This is a genomic window from Nodosilinea sp. P-1105 (assembly GCF_012911975.1).
GTDB lineage: Bacteria > Cyanobacteriota > Cyanobacteriia > Phormidesmidales > Phormidesmidaceae > Nodosilinea.
This window is the reverse complement of sequence record NZ_SMDQ01000031.1, coordinates 1-18175: the sequence shown is the minus strand read 5'-3', so window position 1 is coordinate 18175 and position 18175 is coordinate 1. Positions and strand designations below refer to the sequence as shown.

Annotated in this window: 18 protein-coding genes and 1 tRNA gene; 12 read left to right on the top strand and 7 right to left on the bottom strand. The window is 54.9% G+C overall.

What is annotated here, in order from left to right:
* Positions 1-3: 3 nt before the first annotated feature.
* The 5 genes from E1H13_RS14170 (at position 4) to pstB (ending at position 6141) form a co-directional block, all read left to right on the top strand.
* Positions 4-1320, top strand: coding sequence for an ATP-binding protein (locus E1H13_RS14170; RefSeq protein WP_169614072.1), 1317 nt, complete (start codon positions 4-6; stop codon positions 1318-1320).
* A gap of 538 nt (positions 1321-1858) precedes the next feature.
* Entirely contained in the window at positions 1859-2968 is a 1110-nt protein-coding gene (gene pstS, locus E1H13_RS14165; RefSeq protein WP_169614071.1) for a phosphate ABC transporter substrate-binding protein PstS, read from the top strand.
* 121 nt (positions 2969-3089) lie between these two features.
* Entirely contained in the window at positions 3090-4058 is a 969-nt protein-coding gene (gene pstC / locus E1H13_RS14160; RefSeq protein ID WP_169614070.1) for a phosphate ABC transporter permease subunit PstC, read from the top strand.
* Between the two features lie 183 nt (positions 4059-4241).
* Positions 4242-5150 (top strand): phosphate ABC transporter permease PstA, encoded by a 909-nt coding sequence (gene pstA, locus E1H13_RS14155; protein WP_169614069.1) that lies wholly within the window; start codon positions 4242-4244, stop codon positions 5148-5150.
* A 178-nt stretch (positions 5151-5328) separates the two neighbouring features.
* Positions 5329-6141 carry a phosphate ABC transporter ATP-binding protein PstB gene (gene pstB, locus E1H13_RS14150; RefSeq protein ID WP_169614068.1) on the top strand — a complete coding sequence of 271 codons (813 nt, stop codon included), beginning with the start codon at positions 5329-5331 and terminating at the stop codon, positions 6139-6141.
* A 92-nt stretch (positions 6142-6233) separates the two neighbouring features.
* On the opposite strand, the gene E1H13_RS14145 is transcribed toward pstB, so the two are convergent.
* Positions 6234-6315 (bottom strand) — tRNA-Leu (locus tag E1H13_RS14145).
* 183 nt (positions 6316-6498) lie between these two features.
* On the opposite strand from E1H13_RS14145, the gene accC reads away from it, so the two are divergent.
* Positions 6499-7845, top strand: coding sequence for an acetyl-CoA carboxylase biotin carboxylase subunit (accC, locus tag E1H13_RS14140; protein ID WP_169614067.1), 1347 nt, complete (start codon positions 6499-6501; stop codon positions 7843-7845).
* Positions 7846-7884: 39 nt separating this feature from the next.
* On the opposite strand, the gene E1H13_RS14135 is transcribed toward accC, so the two are convergent.
* The gene (locus E1H13_RS14135; RefSeq protein WP_169614066.1) at positions 7885-8169 is read right to left on the bottom strand and encodes a YggT family protein; all 285 of its coding nucleotides are present in this window, start codon (positions 8167-8169) and stop codon (positions 7885-7887) included.
* Between the two features lie 295 nt (positions 8170-8464).
* On the opposite strand from E1H13_RS14135, the gene E1H13_RS14130 reads away from it, so the two are divergent.
* The gene (locus tag E1H13_RS14130; protein WP_169614065.1) at positions 8465-8584 is read left to right on the top strand and encodes a photosystem II reaction center X protein; all 120 of its coding nucleotides are present in this window, start codon (positions 8465-8467) and stop codon (positions 8582-8584) included.
* A 145-nt stretch (positions 8585-8729) separates the two neighbouring features.
* On the opposite strand, the gene E1H13_RS14125 is transcribed toward E1H13_RS14130, so the two are convergent.
* Positions 8730-9263, bottom strand: coding sequence for a pentapeptide repeat-containing protein (locus tag E1H13_RS14125; protein ID WP_169614064.1), 534 nt, complete (start codon positions 9261-9263; stop codon positions 8730-8732).
* Between the two features lie 284 nt (positions 9264-9547).
* Between E1H13_RS14125 and E1H13_RS14120 the strand changes: the two genes are divergently transcribed.
* Positions 9548-10357, top strand: a complete 810-nt coding sequence (locus tag E1H13_RS14120; protein WP_169614063.1) for a hypothetical protein — start codon at positions 9548-9550, stop codon at positions 10355-10357.
* A gap of 147 nt (positions 10358-10504) precedes the next feature.
* On the opposite strand, the gene E1H13_RS14115 is transcribed toward E1H13_RS14120, so the two are convergent.
* On the bottom strand, positions 10505-10642 hold the full coding sequence (locus tag E1H13_RS14115) for a hypothetical protein (protein WP_169614062.1): 138 nt from the start codon (positions 10640-10642) through the stop codon (positions 10505-10507).
* A 296-nt stretch (positions 10643-10938) separates the two neighbouring features.
* Between E1H13_RS14115 and glgP the strand changes: the two genes are divergently transcribed.
* Positions 10939-13569, top strand: coding sequence for an alpha-glucan family phosphorylase (gene glgP / locus E1H13_RS14110; RefSeq protein ID WP_169614061.1), 2631 nt, complete (start codon positions 10939-10941; stop codon positions 13567-13569).
* Positions 13570-13585: 16 nt separating this feature from the next.
* On the opposite strand, the gene E1H13_RS14105 is transcribed toward glgP, so the two are convergent.
* On the bottom strand, positions 13586-14458 hold the full coding sequence (locus E1H13_RS14105) for a bile acid:sodium symporter family protein (protein ID WP_169614060.1): 873 nt from the start codon (positions 14456-14458) through the stop codon (positions 13586-13588).
* 120 nt (positions 14459-14578) lie between these two features.
* Between E1H13_RS14105 and E1H13_RS14100 the strand changes: the two genes are divergently transcribed.
* Positions 14579-14968 carry a glutamyl-tRNA amidotransferase gene (locus tag E1H13_RS14100; protein WP_169614059.1) on the top strand — a complete coding sequence of 130 codons (390 nt, stop codon included), beginning with the start codon at positions 14579-14581 and terminating at the stop codon, positions 14966-14968.
* Positions 14969-15116: 148 nt separating this feature from the next.
* A complete protein-coding gene (locus E1H13_RS14095) occupies positions 15117-15491 on the top strand; it encodes a hypothetical protein (protein WP_169614058.1) in 375 nt (124 codons plus the stop codon).
* Positions 15492-15535: 44 nt separating this feature from the next.
* Here E1H13_RS14095 and E1H13_RS14090 read toward each other — a convergent pair whose 3' ends face one another.
* Positions 15536-15814 (bottom strand): hypothetical protein, encoded by a 279-nt coding sequence (locus tag E1H13_RS14090; protein ID WP_169614057.1) that lies wholly within the window; start codon positions 15812-15814, stop codon positions 15536-15538.
* 305 nt (positions 15815-16119) lie between these two features.
* On the opposite strand from E1H13_RS14090, the gene E1H13_RS14085 reads away from it, so the two are divergent.
* Positions 16120-17268 (top strand): sensor histidine kinase, encoded by a 1149-nt coding sequence (locus E1H13_RS14085; RefSeq protein ID WP_206070504.1) that lies wholly within the window; start codon positions 16120-16122, stop codon positions 17266-17268.
* 175 nt (positions 17269-17443) lie between these two features.
* Here the strand turns inward: E1H13_RS14085 and E1H13_RS14080 are convergent.
* The coding region (locus E1H13_RS14080; protein ID WP_169614055.1) for a photosystem II q(b) protein at positions 17444-18175 on the bottom strand (732 nt) is incomplete at its 5' end.

Here is an 18175-nt window from a genome sequence, read left to right as displayed (position 1 = left end):
CCTATGTTCGTCCGCAGTCGCCGTTGCCTCACCCAGTGGCTCATGCTCGCCATGGGCAGTGTGTTTGTTATTTTTGGTGGTGTTCTCTACATCACCGAGGTGGAGCGCGAACTGCAAAAGCTGGATCGCCGCCTCTACCGAGAAGCGAGCCTATTAATCAGCAGCACCACCTACTCCCCTCAGGCCGACCAGCCCACCCTTTGGGAATTTCAGCTGGATACAACTCCCCTATTGGGCAATGCCACCTTGAGCGTTGAGTCAGAACTGGTCTTTGCCCGCTGGTACGACCCCAATAACCATTTACTAATGTTCTTTGGACCGATGCCAGGGGAATCCGAGGTGGTTGTGCCAGGCTATAAAACCCTCACCGATGACGGTCAGCGGCTGCGTCAACTGACGATTCCCCTGGAGGCAGAAGGGCAGGGGTTAGGCCATCTACAGGTGGGAATTCCCCTGGCGTCAGCAGAGTTAACCCTGGCTCAGACCCGCAGGTTTTTAAGTATCGGCCTGCCCTTGGGGGTGGGGCTAATGGGGCTGGTGAGCTGGTGGTTCGCGGGCCAGATGATCCGGCCCATTCGCCAGTCGTACCAGCGTCTAGAACAATTTAGCGCCGATGCCAGCCACGAGCTGCGATCGCCCGTAGCCTCTATCTTGAACCAGGCTGAACTAGGGTTGTTGACCCAGTCCCCCACCGATCAACGAGCCCGATTGCAGCGCATCACCGAGTTGGCCCAGGCAATGGGCGAGCTGATTAGTAGCCTGTTTTTGCTGGTCTCCAGCGACCAACCCGCCACCACCGACCAGTGCAACCTGACCGCCCTAGCCCAAGACTTAGCCACAGAGTTTCAACCCCAGGCCATGACCAAGGGATTGCACTGGGAACTACAGACCCCAGCCGAGCCCCTCTGGGTTAGGGGAGAAGCTGCTCTCCTACGTCAGGCGATCGCGAATTTACTCAGCAATGCCTGTCGCTATACTCCCCCTGGTGGGCGGGTCACCCTGCGCCTGGTGGTAGAGGGCGATCACGTAGCGATCGCCGTGGAAGACAACGGCATTGGCATTCCCCCCACCGATTTGCCCCATATTTTTGAGCGATTTTATCGGGTTGACCAGGCTCGGGCTCAAGAAACCGGTGGGTTTGGCCTGGGTCTGGCGATCGCCCAACAAATTGTCCAAGCCCACGGCGGCACCCTCCAGGTGCATAGCCAGGTCGACGTCGGCACCACCTTCACCATTACCCTCAGCCAATCGCATCCCAGGGTTAGCCGAACTCCCCCGGCCTTGCCAACCAGCCAGTCAAGTCCCCATCAATTTGGCTAAAAACATCCCCGAAAGTTACCCCAAGGGCTAACATTAAGCTTGCCCCACAGTTTTCATTAACCCCAACTTAATCGTCATTCCTTAGACTTATCCTAAGCTAATTAAATCTAATTTCCCGCCCAGGCCAATCTCAATCACATTCTGAATCACGTAGAGGGTCTGCCCTCAGCTCAGACCAACCTCAATCAGTGCTGAAAAACCTCCAGAAAGCAATCACAAAGTCAACCAAGACCTAATTAAGAGCAGCTTAAGATTTGATTAAGCCTCAACAATAACGGCATCCATATGCACTCGTTCCCGCTGAAAGACTGTCCCTTTTATATCCTTTTTGTGTGCAATCCTCTCAGCGGAGCTATTTGAAAGAGGCCCTAAAAATGAGTAAACATTTTGCTGCATAGTGTGATAGTTTCTTGTTTGGATGTTCCAGTTCGGGTTGGTTTTTCAACAGCTATTGGATCACATCAGGGCCTGTATGGCTCCTCTATCTAAGTTTTTCCATCGCTTTTACTAGTCGTTTTCAAAAGTGGACATGCTTCCCATGATTTTCAATCGCAAAGCGTTTTTGGCAGCGGCTTCTCTGCCTATGGTCTTAGGGGTTGCCGCCTGTGGTGGTGGCGGTGAAATAGCTGTCAACGGTGATGATGCTCCCCCCGTTGGAGCTAATGGTAGTGGCAATATTGTTGCCATCAGTGGGGCGGGGGCGACCTTCCCGGCTCCTCTGTTCCAGCGCTGGTTTGACACCTACAACCGTGAAGTCAACCCCGATGTACAGGTCAGCTACCAGTCCGTCGGTAGCGGTGCCGGTCTAGAGCAATACATCAATGGCACCGTAGACTTCGGTGCATCGGAGGCCCCGATCACTGACTCCGAAGACCGGATGAAGTCGTTCCGGGAAGCCTGGCCCTTTGAGCCCATCCAGATTCCCATCACTGGCGGTCACGTTTCCTTTTCCTACAACCTGCCTGGGGTTGGTGACCAAGAGCTCAGCCTCGACCGTGAAGCCTACTGCGGCATCGTTACTGGCGAAATCACTAACTGGAATGATCCCGTCTTTGCGGAAGCCAATCCTGACATCGATTTTCCTGATCTAGACATCACCTGGGTGCATCGGTCTGATGGTTCAGGTACCACCTTCGTGTTCGTCAACCATATCGATACCGTTTGCGATGGTTGGGAAGCGGGTGTGGGTACCTCCGTGGACTGGCCCGTGGGCATCGGCGGTCAGGGTAATGAAGGGGTAGCCGCTGGTATTCAGCAAAACGAAGGGGCGATCGGCTACCTGTCCTACGCCTACGCGGCCCTGAATGACATTCCCTCTGCCCTGGTGGAAAACAACGCTGGCAACTTCATGGAGCCCACCCCCGAGAACGCTTCCAATGCGCTACTCGGCGAAGAAGTACCCGATGACTTTGCCCTGCTGGTCCCCGATCCTGCCGGTGAAGATGCCTACCCCATCGTCGGTCTGGTGTGGGTGATGATTTACCAGGAATACGAAAGTGCCGAAACCTGGGAAGCCCTACGGGGTGTGTTTGAGTGGGCTTTAGGACCTGAAGGGGATGCCCTAACCGAAGAACTGCTGTTTGTGCCCCTGCCCGATGAACTGGTAGAGCGCATCATTGAGGTGTTTGACACCGTAGAGGCCGGTTAATCCCCTTGATGAGAACTAGATTGCCCTAAATTTAGGGCAATCTAGTTCTTTGTTTCATCTATGTTTTTTCATCCACGTAAGTGTAAATTGACAGGTTTTTCACAAGAGCCAAGGAAGTATCATGACGCTGGCAGAACAGTCAACGGGGTATCAAAGAAGCCAAGGGCTTGAAAAACGCAACAGCACGGCCCGAGTGCTGGATGTTGGGTTCTGGGGGCTAACCCTGCTGCTGGCCATTGGGGCTGGGGCGGTGCTGATCTGGGTGATTTTACAGACCGCCGACTCGGCCATGCCCGCCATTCGCGCCTTTGGCCCAGGGTTTATTTTTGGCACCACCTGGAACCCGGTGACCAATGTCTATGGGGTGCTGCCCCAAATCTATGGCACCCTGATCACGTCGTTCATTGCCGTGGCGCTTGCCGTGCCCCTGGGCATTGGGGTGGCCATCTTTTTAACCGAGGGGTTTGCCCCCAAGTGGGTGACCACACCGATCGCCTTTGCCATCGAGCTAATTGTGGCCATCCCCAGTGTGGTGTTGGGCATCTGGGGCATTTTTGTGCTGATCCCCGCCATTCGACCCTTCTTTCGGTTTTTAAACGCTAACTTTGGCTGGATTCCAATTTTTGGTGGGGGTACCCCCCGGGGTAACAATCTACTGCTGGTGGGTCTGGTACTAGCGATCATGATTGTGCCGGTCATCATTTCCATTACCCGCAGCACCTTTGAAGTGCTGCCCCGTGACATGCGTACTGGTTCGCTCGCCCTGGGGGCCACTCGCTGGGAAACGATTTTGCGGGTGCTGATTCCAGCGGGATTATCGGGCATCATTAGCTCTGTGATGCTGGGTCTGGGGCGCGCCCTGGGAGAAACCATGGTATCGGCCATGCTGGTGGGTAATGCTAATCGCATCGACATTTCCTGGCTACAGCCAGGGACTACCATTACGGCGCTCATTGCCTCTCAGTTTGGTGAGGCCGGTCGTACCCAGGTGGCGGCATTGATGTATGCCGGTCTAGTGCTAATGATTTTGTCCCTGGTGGTGAATATTCTGGCTGAGGTTGTCATTCGCCGGTTCCAAAATGTTGAGTAGCCTAACTGGGGCTAGATCATTGGTTTAGGATCCGATTCCTTGATCGGCATTGGTGATGTGATTAGAACGATGGCTTTTGACACCGAGGCTCTAGCCATTCTGTGCCGGATCTGCGACCGTTAAAAATTTGTTTTGTGATCAGTTGTCGGTTACTGTCAGTTGTCAGAAGAGGAACACCCCGCTATGGATACCGCAGGCAGACAGCCCAATTTAGCCTTTGAGGGCGAAGACTCGTTTGATATGACCGGCCAAAATCTGGCCTCCCACCGTCGCATTGCCGGTAAGGCGCTGACAGTGTTGACGATGGTGTTTGCAGCGGCGGTGGTGTTGCCGCTGGCTTGGGTGCTGGTTGGCGTCTTTCAGAGGGGTGCCGAAGCCCTGGTCTTCCCCGATATTTTTACCCAGTTACCACCGCCGCCAGGCTTATCGGGGGGCGGCGTTGGCCATGCCATTATCGGCACCTTGATGACCCTAGGGGTTGCCATTGCCATTTCGGTGCCCTTTGGGGTGCTGGCAGCGGTGTACCTGGCCGAGTTTGGCCGGGGTACCAAGTTGGCCTACCTGGTTAAGTTTTCGGCCAATGTGCTAGCTGGAGTACCGTCGATTCTCATGGGCTTGTTTGCCTATACGGTTGTGGTGCTGCCCACGGGTACCTTTTCTGCTTTCGCTGGGGGGGTGGCTCTGGCAGTGCTCATGTTACCAATTATTATTCGCGCTACCGAAGAAGCCCTGCTGTTGGTCCCCAACGAAATGCGGTGGGCCGCTACTGGCATTGGGGCCACTCGGTTTCAAACCGTTAGTCGCATTGTTCTGCCCGCTGCCCTGACCTCTATCATTACTGGTGTTGTGTTGTCGGTGGCCCAGGCGGCAGGGTCAGCGGCGCCACTGCTGTTCACAGCCTTTAACAATAATTTCTGGTCCACTGACTTATGGCGACCCGTGGCCACCATGCCAGTGCTGATTTACTTTTTCTCCATCATCCCCTACCAAGCATCTCAGCAACTGGGTTGGGCGGCGGCTTTGGTGTTACTGGTGATTGTGCTTCTGTTCAGTATTCTGGCCCGCTATTTCAGCAGGAAGAAAGTAATTTAAGTCAAACTCAAGTCCGGGCCTGGGGGTCTACCTGTGGAAAAACTTCAGGTCCCCACCTGGACTTGGTCTGGCTCTGGTTAAGCTGACCGGTAATTTTCCGTTTCAGCCTGCTGATGCCCCGAGCTGTCAACCCCCCGAGCTGTCAATCCCCCGAGCCATTAACCCACGTAGAAACCCCATGCAATCCCAATCGATGAACAACACGGCCGTAGACCTACGGCGCATCTTTGAGGCCCAAAACCTGTCGGTCTACTATGGCAATAGTATTGCCCTGCGCGACGTCACCCTGAACATCCTAGAAGGCAAGATTACGGCCTTTATTGGTCCCTCAGGTTGTGGTAAAAGCACCCTATTGCGCTGCTACAACCGCACTAACGACCTGATTCCTGGGGCGGAGGTCAAGGGACATTTGACTTATCGCGGTAAGCAACTCTATGACAAAACCGTAGACCCGGTGGTGGTGCGCCGCAAGATCGGCATGGTGTTTCAGCAGCCGAACCCCTTCCCCAAGACCATTTATGACAATGTGGCCTATGGTCTGCGGGTGAATGGCATGAAGCAAAACCTGGACGAGGTGGTCGAAAAGTCTCTGCGTAAGGCCGCCCTGTGGGACGAAGTCAAAGATAAGCTCAAGACATTGGGCACATCCCTGTCCGGGGGGCAGCAACAGCGTCTGTGTATTGCCCGGGCGATCGCTGTGCAGCCCGACGTCATCCTCATGGATGAGCCCTGCTCAGCTCTAGACCCCATTTCTACCATGCGGATTGAAGAGCTGATGAAGGAACTAAAGCAGGAATACACCATTGTTATCGTCACCCACAACATGCAGCAGGCTTCTCGAGTGGCTGACTATACCGCTTTCTTTAACGCCGAAGCTCTAGACGGCGGCAAGCGGGTGGGCTACCTGGTGGAAGTAGATACCACAGACAAAGTCTTTTCTAACCCCGCCGATCAGCGCACCCGCGATTACGTCAGCGGTCGATTTGGCTAGGCCAGGGCTGATCGGCGTAACTTTTTCATCCGTCACACATACCAGGGAGTTCGCTCTCTGGTTTTTTTTGGGTGTATATTCTCTTACATTAATGCGGATGGCGAGACTCGAACTCGCACAGCATAAGCCACACGCCCCTCAAGCGTGCGTGTCTACCAATTCCACCACATCCGCATGGGTGAGCGCAAACCGTTAACCAACCCCAGACATCAGGCCAGACAAACGACTTAGCCATATTAAGAATAAACCATAAGTGTGGCATTTGCAGGTTGCCGTGGACTAAATTTTGTCACCCCAACCCCGTGTTAGGATCAGCAACCGTCGTATGATTCTGATCAGACACTACCGCCGTATATAATGCGCTTTTCCAAGATTTTGATTGCCAACCGGGGAGAAATCGCCCTGCGAATCCTCCGCAGCTGCGAGGAAATGGGTATCGCCACCGTAGCCGTACACTCCACTGTGGATCGCCATGCTCTCCACGTTCAGTTGGCGGACGAAGCCGTGTGTATCGGCGAAGCCCCCAGCCAAAAGAGCTACCTAAACATTCCCAACATTATTGCGGCGGCATTAACCCGCAACGCCAGCGCCATCCACCCTGGTTATGGTTTCTTGGCTGAAAATGCCCGATTTGCTGAGATTTGCGCTGACCACCAGATTGTCTTTGTCGGCCCTTCCCCCGATTCAATCCGCAAAATGGGGGATAAGTCTACGGCCAAAGAAACCATGCAGCGGGTGGGGGTGCCCACAGTGCCCGGCAGCGAGGGCCTGCTGCTGGATGAGTCGGAAGCCTACCCCGTGGCCAGCGAAATCGGCTATCCGGTAATCATCAAAGCCACGGCTGGTGGCGGCGGCCGAGGCATGCGCCTGGTAGAGACCGAAGCCCACATGAGCAAAGCCTTTATGGCGGCTCAGGGGGAGGCTCAGGCGGCCTTTGGCAACCCTGGGGTATACCTGGAAAAGTTTATTGAGCGGCCCCGCCACATTGAGTTTCAAATTTTGGCCGATAGCTATGGTAACGTCGTGCATCTGGGCGAGCGGGACTGCTCCATTCAACGGCGGCACCAAAAGCTACTAGAAGAGGCCCCCAGCCCCCAACTTACCTCAGAACAGCGACAGAAAATGGGGGATGCGGCGGTGCGAGCGGCCCAATCGATTAACTATGTGGGGGCAGGCACGGTGGAATTTTTGGTGGACCGCTACGGCAACTTTTACTTCATGGAAATGAACACCCGCATTCAGGTGGAACACCCCGTCACCGAAATGATCACGGGTATCGACCTGATTGCCGCCCAACTGCGGGTTGCCCAGGGGGAAAAGCTGCCCTTTACCCAGGCTGACATTCAGTTTCGCGGCCACGCCATTGAATGCCGCATCAATGCCGAAGACCCCGACCACAACTTTCGTCCCAACCCGGGTCGCATTAGCGGCTATTTAGCCCCTGGGGGCATGGGGGTGCGGATGGATTCCCATGTGTATACCGATTATGAAATCCCCCCCTACTATGACTCCCTGGTGGGCAAGTTAATTGTTTGGGGCCCCGATCGCCCCACGGCGATCAGACGCATGCGCCGGGCGCTGCGGGAGTGCGCCATCACTGGCTTACCCACCACCATTGGCTTCCATCAAAAAGTGCTGGAAAATGACAATTTCCTCAAGGGCGATGTCTATACCAATTTTGTGGTGGAAATGATGGGCACTTAGGTGTCAGGTTTTAGGTGTCAGGTTTTAGGGAACGGTGCGTTAGCCCAACATGCGCAACAGCCCCTGCTGACCGACGAGAATTTCCCGCAGCAGGGTGACAATTCCCACCCAAATCACCGGGGCAATATCGACCCCACCGATGGGAGGCACCACTTTGCGAACGGGTACCAATAGGGGCTCCGTGGGCCACACCACCAGGGCAATCGGCAGCTTGGTGAGATCCACCTGGGGATACCAGGTCAAGACAATCCGGAAAATAAACAGCAAGGTCATCAACCCCAGGAGCAAGCCAACGCCCCAGGTGAATAGGTCAGTGGTGGTCATGGGTTACTCCTCAGCGTGTTGTGCATATGAGCCATTATCCCAGGCCGGGATGTCGGGCGATCGCCTGATCGCCCGACATCCCAACGTAATCGTCCTTCAGTGGCGATCGCGAGCTAGATATATGTCATATTCTAAAGCTTTGTAACGATGAACCTAACCCTATTCCTGGGCCTAAATTCAAGTGTTTCTTCGATTTTTAGTGATGGTTGATAACCACACTTGCGTTTTGGGGGCGTAACTTACGCAATAATGGAAGTTAACATACCGTCTACACCTTAGTCAGGACAAGGGATATATGACACCTTCCTTAACTAACTTTCTACTCAGCATACTGGCTGGAGCCATCATCGTTGTGGTGCCGGCTACGGCTTTCCTCGTCTTCGTTAGCCAGCGGGATAAGATTCAGCGTCAGTAACGCTTAACCTTCCCATTAGTAGCCAATTAGTAGCCAAAAGGTCGGGGATGCCACTGGTGTCCCCGACCTTTTCTGTTCACAACCCCAGTTCGGCCATAAATTTCGGCCATAGGTACTGGTGGTTTGGTCACCTGATTGTTCGACGTTAGGTGTCATAGGTGTGGCCGTCGGGCAGAATGGTGGTGCGATCGCAACGGCTGCTATCCAGCGCTAACCCTACGGCTCGAAACAGGTTACACCGGCTCAGGTTAGCATCCTTTAAAATGGTCCCTTCCAGGTTGGCCCCCTGCAGGTTAGCCCCCTCTAAATCAGCTGAGGTCAAGTTGGCCTGGCGCAGGTCAGCCCCTTGCAAGTTAGCCCCCCGCAAGTTGGCCCCCCCAAAGTTAGCGGCCCGGAGGTCAGCCCGGCTTAGACTCGCATTAGTTAGAATCGCTTGGCTGAGGTCAGCACCATAGAAACTGCTATCCCCTAACTCTGCCCCCATTAGGGTGACGGCCTGTAAATTGCCCTGGCTAAAGTTGCTGTAGGGGGCATACAAGCGATTCAAACAGCTGGCCTGCAAGTCAATGTGGCGCAGGTCAGCTTCAAACAGTTGGGCGGCTGAGAGATCAATGCCCGCAAACTGGCGATCGCCGTTGTCATAGGCTTGAAGTAAATTATCGCTGCTCAGTGGCTCCATAGGGTACGACTGCTAGGCATAACGCCTAAGTATTTTTGCTCAAGTATTAGATCGAAAAATACTGTAAACGTTTACGTTTCGTAATCAAGAGCTATTAAGGTTCTTTTCAGGTTTCCGCCCTTGGTTGCCCCCTACTCAAATGGTGTACACCCAAGACTTAATGATTTCCCCTGAGGCTCCGCAGATGGCTTTCTTAACGTCTTCTCCGTTAGGTTTCTGGTGAGTTGCGGAACACTGAAAACAGATGATTAGCAACCCCAGGGCAAACCACCGGATAGGAAACCATGTCGTTTCAAAGATACCCCCTTGCCACTGTCCAAAAGGTTAGCCAACTTGTTCGCGAAACCTTAGTGTTGCCGCCCCACGAGCAGCCCTGCCATCAGGCGGATGGCTCCCCGACTGTGGCTGACGACACCATGCTCCCCGATTCTCTCAATGCTTTAGGGGATTTATTCCGGGCGGGGGATATGCCCGAAGATAACCTGCCAGCCCCCAACGCAGAGGGGCGCTGGTTTGTCAGCACTATGGACCCAGCCGAGGCATTGAGCAAATTACCCGGGCTATGGCTGCAGCCAGGAATTCGTTTAGTGTCTTACCTGCGCCAAGATCACCAGGGCGGTATTGGGGTCACTGTGGCCTTGCCTAGCCTGCTTAGCACCATCGAGCAACTGGAAACAGCCATTGACAAAGCAACCCAGACCGGTCAACCCCCGTCCCCCATGGGCATACTCCCCAGCTTAATGGCCAGCCTAGACGGCGATGGCTCGTTATCATCGTTTTTATCCGCCTCTGTCTTTATTCGAGAAGTGCGGGAGTTTGGCCGTTTCGGTCAATATGCCCGCTGGGCGCATCACCGGCTGGTTAACGCCCCTCCGGCAAAAGTTACCTGGCAATGGCGCACCAAAGCCCCTGAAGACTTTTCGCCTAAAGTGGTCCTGCGCCAAGATTCAGAGATCGTAGTGGAATTTTATTCCTGCCGGATACATAAGCCCATTGCCCTGTTTCGCCATTTTGACCGCTACCCGCCCAATAGCTACACGGCCCAAAACCAGGATCAGGTGATCGCCGTCCCCGCAGGGACAGCCAAAGGATGATGTCTCCAGTTCCCAGAACCCGGCATGATCAGATTGACTGAGCATTAGTACCCTGCGACATCAGTCAGTTCACCTTTCCTGATACCTGTCACCTAATACCTGTCACCTAAACACCCGTCACCCTCGTCTTGCTTCTGCCAGACAGTACTAAAGACTGCCTCGACGCTTCAGAGCGGCCACCATCTGCTGCCGCACAGCCTTTGCCCATTGATCAAACTCAACCTCAGCGCGATCGCCTTTAGCTAAAGACCTCGCCCGACTCTGATAATTTTCTTGCTGGCTCATCGTTCTATCCTCGCAGTAATTCTGTTATCACCCAAACTCCTAATAGCTTTATTATCCTTTGGCAGAGAGACCCACAACAACCTATCCAGGTAGGGATTCCATTACTTTTTGGCGAGGAATCCTGGGAAAGACAGGGGCGGGGGTAGCGGATGCAACCAGAGCTGCCGGGTCATGAAGGCGAGGTCAACCCACAAGTTCCTCGCCTTCATCTGGGAAGAGAGTATTAAAAGCCGACCGATTGTCAGCGATCGGCGGCAAAATAGGCCTAAGTAAAACCACAATGAAAGCTAAAATCCATGCGACCGATTCGCACCTTTAACGTAACGCCGGCCCTACCCCAGCGCCTAGAGCCTCTTCGGAAGTTAGCCTATAACCTCCACTGGGATTGGGACGTAGAAACAGAAGATTTATTTCGCCGACTTGATGCCGACCTATGGCAGTCCAGTCGCTACAACCCGGTGCTGATGCTGGGTACCCTAAGCCAGAGTCGGCTGAATGAGGTAGTAGAAGACGAAGGTTTTTTAGCCCAGATGGATCGAGCCGCCCAGCGATTAGACGACTATCGCCGCGATCGCATTTGGTATAAAAAGCATCGCCCTAACCCGGTGCCTGGGGAGTGCTACGCCTACTTCTCGATGGAATTTGGCCTCACCTCCTGCATGCCGGTATATTCTGGCGGCCTCGGGGTACTGGCTGGGGACCACCTGAAGTCAGCTAGTGACCTGGGGTTACCCCTGGTAGCGGTCGGGCTGCTGTACCAGGAGGGCTACTTTGCCCAATACCTGAATGCCGATGGTTGGCAGCAAGAGCGCTATCCCATCAATGACTTTTACAACATGCCCCTGCACCTGGAGCGCGATGCCCACGGCGACGAGCTACGGATCGGGATAGACTACCCTGGACGCACCGTCTACGCTCGGATCTGGCGAGTGCAGGTGGGTACGGTTCCCCTGTATCTGCTGGATACCAACATCGAGCCCAATAATCAGTATGACCAAGATATCTGCGATCGCCTCTATGGCGGCGACATCGACATGCGCATCCACCAGGAAATCATGCTGGGGATTGGCGGTGTGCGGATGCTCAAGGCCCTGGGCTTAGCCCCCACTGCTTACCACATGAACGAAGGCCACTCCGCCTTCATGGCCCTAGAGCGCATGCGCATTCTCATGGACGAAGATCAGCTCAGCTTTACCCAGGCGCTGCAAGTAGCCCAGGCCAGCCAGATGTTCACTACCCACACCCCAGTCCCGGCGGGTATCGACCTGTTTCCCCCCGACAAGGTGCTGCACTACCTGGGTCAATACCGCGATCGCTTCGGTCTAGGGGATGACGAATTTTTAGCCCTGGGGCGTGCCCATACCGGCGACTTTTCAGCCCCCTTTAGCATGGCGGTACTGGCAATTAAAACCGTCACCTTCATCAACGGGGTGAGCAAGCTCCATGCCGAAGTATCCCGCCATATGTTCGGAGAACTGTGGGGAGAACTGCCCCTAGAGGAAGTGCCAATCCACGCCATCACCAACGGGGTCCATGCCCGCAGTTGCGTTCCCAAGTCCACCCAGAGCCTCTACGATCGCTACCTTGGCCCCAATTGGTCCCAAGCCAGCCCTGGTGCCTCCCTGTGGGAGCGGGTCTATGCCATCCCCGACGACGAACTGTGGCGTAACCACGAGCAATGTCGGTCTCAAATGGTGATGGCCGTGCGCGAACGCCTAACCAAAAATCTGCTCGATCGCGGGGCCTCAGCCCGTGAGCTCACTGCTGCCCAGGAGGTGCTTGATCCCTTCACCTTAACCATTGGCTTTGCCCGTCGATTTGCCACCTACAAACGGGCCACCCTGTTTCTCCACGACCTCGATCGCATTCGTCAGATTATTCAGGGGCGGGGTCATGGTCGCCCAGTCCAGTTTGTAATTGCCGGTAAAGCCCACCCCAAAGACATTCCTGGCAAAGAGTTAATCCGCAGCATCATCCACTTCACTCGAGAAGAAGGACTGAGTGGATCCATTGTCTTTGTGCCCAACTACGACATTCACGTCTCCCGGGACATGGTGGCTGGCTGCGATGTGTGGCTCAACAACCCCCGCCGCCCCCGAGAAGCCAGCGGCACCAGCGGCATGAAAGCCGCCATGAACGGCTTGCCCAATCTGAGTGTGCTAGATGGCTGGTGGGATGAAGCCGACTACATTCGCACCGGCTGGCCCATCGGCCACGGCGAAGACTACGACGACCCCGCTTACCAGGACGATGTGGAAGCCAATGCCCTCTATGACATTCTGGAAAAAGACGTGGTGCCCCTATTCTATGAGCGGGACAAGGACGAAATTCCCCGGGGCTGGGTAGCCAAAATGAAAGAGGCCATCTACCTCAACACCCCCCAATTCAACACCGCCCGTATGGTCAAAGACTACGCTAACCAAGGGTACTTTGCCGCCAGCGATCGGGCTCACAACCTGGTCCGCCAAAACTATGGTCCGGGCAAAGAACTCGCCGCCTGGCAGCAGCGCCTAACCCAGCACTGGTACGACATGCGATTCCAAGAAGTGGCCATGTCTGAGGCCGTAGACCTACAAGTCAATCAGGTTTTGAAGGTAGACGCTCGGGTCCATCTAGGTACCTTAACCCCTGAAGACATCCAGGTCGAACTGTACCGAGGTGCCGTCGACGTCGATGGCGAGATCCATACGGGGATCGCCACCCCCATGACTTACCAAGGGCAGGATGATCACGGCAACAGCCTCTATAGCATCACCGTGTCCTACACCGCCAGCGGTTTGCAAGGATTGTCCCTGCGTATTCTGCCTCAGCACAAGTACCTCAACAGCGCTTACGATCCCAAGCTCATTCTCTGGGCCGATCCCCAGGACGTGACCGTGAATGTAGGGCCAGATGCCGGGAAGTCAGTGGCACCATTAGGGGTATAGGGGCATTGCAATGCCCCTATACCCGCAACGTCCCACGCCCAGCCCAGGTGGCAAAAATTCCGCCAGTGGCAAACATCAGTAGGCTGTAGATGGCAGCAGGAACAGCTAAGTTGGGCTGATTGAGCAAGGTAGGGGCACTGGCAACGGCGATCGCCAGGGTGCCATTCTGCAGGCCTACTTCTACGGTGATAGCCGTGGTACTGGGGCGATCGAGACGGGCTAAGGTGGCGATCAAATAACCGCAGGCCATGGTAGTCACGTTTAAAGTCAGGGTGGCCCAGCCCACCTGGGCAAAAAAAGCCAATACATTGGCCCGTTCTTGCACCAGTAGGCCCGCAATAATCAACCCTAGAAAACCCAGGGCCACCCACTTCACCCGCCGTTCAAGCCGGATCGCTAACGCCGGATAGGAGTGATGCAGCCCCATTCCTAGCCCCACTGGCAGCATCGTGATCACCGCAATTTGCAAGACCGTAGCCCCAAAAGGCAACCGTAAAGCCATGGTCTCCCCCATGAACATTCCCATGGCCAGGTTGACCACCAAGGGAATGGTAAATACAGTAATTAGGCTGCTGATGGCAGTCAGGGTAATCGACAGGGCCACATGGCCCCGAGCCAAGTAAGTGACCAGGTTAGACGTCGGCCCCCCTGGGCAAGCGGCAATAATCAAAAGACCCACCGCTAACTCTGGACTCAGGGGCAATAGCGACGCCAGCCCAAACCCCACCAAAGGCAGCAGCACCAATTGAGCTGCCAAGCCCACTATCACCGCTCGGGGATAGACCAACACCCGGGTAAAGTCATCGAGCTTGAGACCCAACCCCATGCCCAGCATCACCAAAAACAAGGCCAAGGGCAGCACCACCGCCGTCAGCAGGCTCGATTCCATGACAAACCCGTCTAATTTTGCTTTGGGCAGTTTATACCGATTCTGGAAGATGGCGCTACAGATGGCTGGGAAGAGAGTGGTCCGATATGATCACCATCAATGTTCTGAGGCTGAATCACAATGAATGACCTGCATAAACTGGCGGTCAATGGCACCCTGATGCGGGGGCTGGCGCTCAACCAAAACCTGTTGACTGTGGGGGCAAAATTTTTGTACGAGGCCAACACCACCCCTGACTATCGCTTGTGGTCTATTTACGACAACCATCCAGCTATGATGCGGGTCAGCCAAGGTGGGGTCGAAGTTGCCCTAGAAGTCTGGCAGGTTCCTACCGCTGGCCTGCTGCGAGTCCTCCAACAGGAACCCCCTGGACTCTGCGTTGGTAAGGTCACTCTCAACAATGGTGAAACCGTCCTGGGGGTGCTGGGGGAACCCTTTCTGTGTGAGGGTCAAAAAGATATTTCTGAATTTGGCGGTTGGCGGGCCTACCTGGCCCCAGAGCCAGAGTAGGATTGACTGGCAGAAATGATTATCTTGACTGAGGGTGTCGGGTGTCGGGTCGCGATCGCATAAAAGACTTTTCTCATTTTGAGTTCGCCAGTGAGGCCTTTCCCACTCGAACTGTTTAACTGTTTATACGAAGGGGACCGGACCGGCGGTGGTGCTGCTCCATGAACTACCTGGCCTGATTCCTGAGTGCGTAGACCTGGGACGGCAGATTGCAGCAGATGGTTTCACGGTCTACATGCCCCTGCTGTTTGACCAACCGGATCGCCCCTTCTCGGTGCTTAAAACTCTGGAATTGGTGGCTCATATCTGCATCAGTCAAGAGTTTTACTGCTTTGCGAAGCATCAGTCGAGTCCGATTACCCAATGGCTTAAAGCCCTTTGCAGAAAAGCTCACCAGGACTGTGGTGGGCCGGGAGTCGGGGGGATTGGCACGTGCCTGACCGGGGGCTTTGTGCTGTCTTTTCCAATGGCCCAGATGCAACGCCGCCTATCTTTTGGATTCAAGTGTTTGAGGTTTCCCTAGGGCAATTTGATACCAGTTGTTGGAGTTCAGTGCCCGTCCTTCCCCTAGCCTCCTGTTTTCCTTTCACGGCAATGAAGGCCAGCGTGGGTAAGGATTAGCTGATGGCCTTGAATATGGTGAAGCTTGCCACTGACAACGCCTTCCCAAACGTCATACTTCATAGTCATCTCAATAAAGCGTTTGAACGTTTTGGTTTTGATATCGGCCAAGACGGTATAGCCGCTGCAAAACATTTCGATTTTTGTAACGCCCCTAGGAGCAGCCGTGGCTATGGGGATACCGCTAAATTTAACCGTGATGTCGATTTCACCTTTTGCAGGCATGGCCTAACACCCCATTAAGGCTGGAATTAATGGCAGACTCAAAAGATTAACGTGATCCATGCCTCAGGAAAACCTTATGCCTGTATACAGAAGCCCCCCTGAGCCGCGCCCCCTGGGCCTGCTGGAAATCTTGGCAGGTTGGCGCCATAGGTCGGGTGGTTAACTGGCTGCTTTTGCCAACGTTATAATATGCCCCATTATGTTGTACAACTGTACGACGGAAATGTACGGCAGAAAAGGCGTCAAGGGGGTGACGATATTGTTATCGTCCTACGAGTCTTAAAATGTTCTCAGCGGAGCAATCGATGCGACTGGCAGACTTCATTCTTGGGAACATCGAGCCCATCCTCACAGAATGGGAAGCGTTTGCGCGTAGCCTCAAGTCTGGGGCGACGATGACAAAGCTCGCCCTGCGTGACCACGCTAGGGGGATACTTCTGGCAACCGTGGAGGACATGCAGACCGGTCAGAACCCCGCGCAGCAGGCAAACAATACTAAAGGTGACGGCGATGCTGTTGGTGAGGAGAGCGATCGGCTCGACCACGCCTCGGCCCTACATGGTGTGCAGCGTGTGGGCTCGGGCTTTGACATCGTGGAAGTCGTCGCCGAATACCGCTCCCTGCGCGCCAGCGTGCTCCGCCTGTGGCATAAGCACCACCCGCAGCTCGATATCAACGATATTGATGATCTCATCCGCTTCAATGAATCGATCGATCAATCGCTCGCCGTAGCCGTCGGCAGTTACACCAATCTCGTCGAGCAGTCGCGCCGCCTGTTCCTGGCGATCCTGGGCCACGACCTGCGTGACCCTTTGAACCGCATCAGCATGGCCGCACAACTCGCCTCACGCAGCGCAAACGAAGACCCAGGCTCTGCCAAAGCGCTATCAATGATCAAGACGAACACGGAGACGATCACGCGGTTAATCAGCGACCTGATCGACTTCGCATCGACGGGGCTGGGCAGCGCGATGCCGCTGACGCGTGGTCCGGTTGATCTGGAAAAACTGTGTTGCGATGTCTTTGAGGGATTCTGCTTTTCCTACCCGCAGCGCACCCTGCGCTTTCACTCAGACGGCGACCTGGCTGGCGACTGGGATGCGGCCCGACTCCAGCAGGTCGTCTCCAACCTGATGCGCAACGCACTTCAGCACGGGTCGCCCGAGGGGCCAGTTGACCTATCGGTCGCTTCAGAAGAATCAACCGTAGTCTTGAGCGTGTGTAATGAAGGGCCGCCGATCCCGTCGGAGAGGCTGGGAAAAATCTTTGATCCACTCATGCGCAACGCTGTGCCGGAGGAATCGGCAGCGCGGCAAGCTTCTGGCAGCATTGGTCTGGGGTTGTACATCGTGCGCGAGATCGTCGTTGCCCACGGGGGTACAGTAGAAGTCACCTCGACGACGCAGGCAGGCACGACATTCACCGTTCGCCTGCCGCGATCGCAGCCAGATTAAGTACTACCATCACCCTGCGGTTAACACCGTTGAGGATAGATGGAAGCATGGCGATCGCCAATGAAAGCTGAGTATTTCTAACGTCAGAGTTTGCGGATCGTTGTGTCGCGTACTGGCCACAAAAAAGGCGCTCCCCGCAGGGAACGCCTTTTCTAAATCAATGGACTAGCCAAAACTAGCCGATGATTTCAGGAGCCTCAGCAGAAGCCAGGTCCAGAGGGAAGTTGTGAGCGTTGCGCTCGTGCATCACTTCCATCCCCAGGTTGGCGCGGTTGATCACGTCTGCCCAGGTACCAATCACGCGACCCTGGGAATCCAGGACGGACTGGTTGAAGTTGAACCCGTTCAGGTTGAACGCCATGGTGCTGATGCCCAGGGCGGTGAACCAGATGCCGATTACAGGCCAGGCACCCAAGAAGAAGTGCAAGCTGCGGCTGTTGTTGAAGCTAGCATATTGGAAGATCAGACGACCGAAGTAGCCGTGGGCCGCCACGATGTTGTAGGTCTCTTCCTCTTGGCCAAACTTGTAGCCGTAGTTCTGAGACTCGGTCTCGGTGGTTTCACGCACCAGAGAAGAGGTCACCAGAGAACCGTGCATGGCGGAGAACAAAGAACCGCCGAACACACCAGCCACACCTAGCATGTGGAAGGGGTGCATCAGAATGTTGTGCTCAGCTTGGAACACCAACATGAAGTTGAAGGTACCGGAGATACCCAGGGGCATACCGTCCGAGAAGGAGCCTTGACCCAACGGATAGATCAAGAACACAGCGGTAGCAGCGGCCACAGGAGCGCTGTAAGCAACGCAGATCCAGGGGCGCATACCCAGGCGGTAGCTCAATTCCCACTCACGACCCATGTAGCAGAAAACGCCAATCAGGAAGTGGAAGATAACGAACTGGTAAGG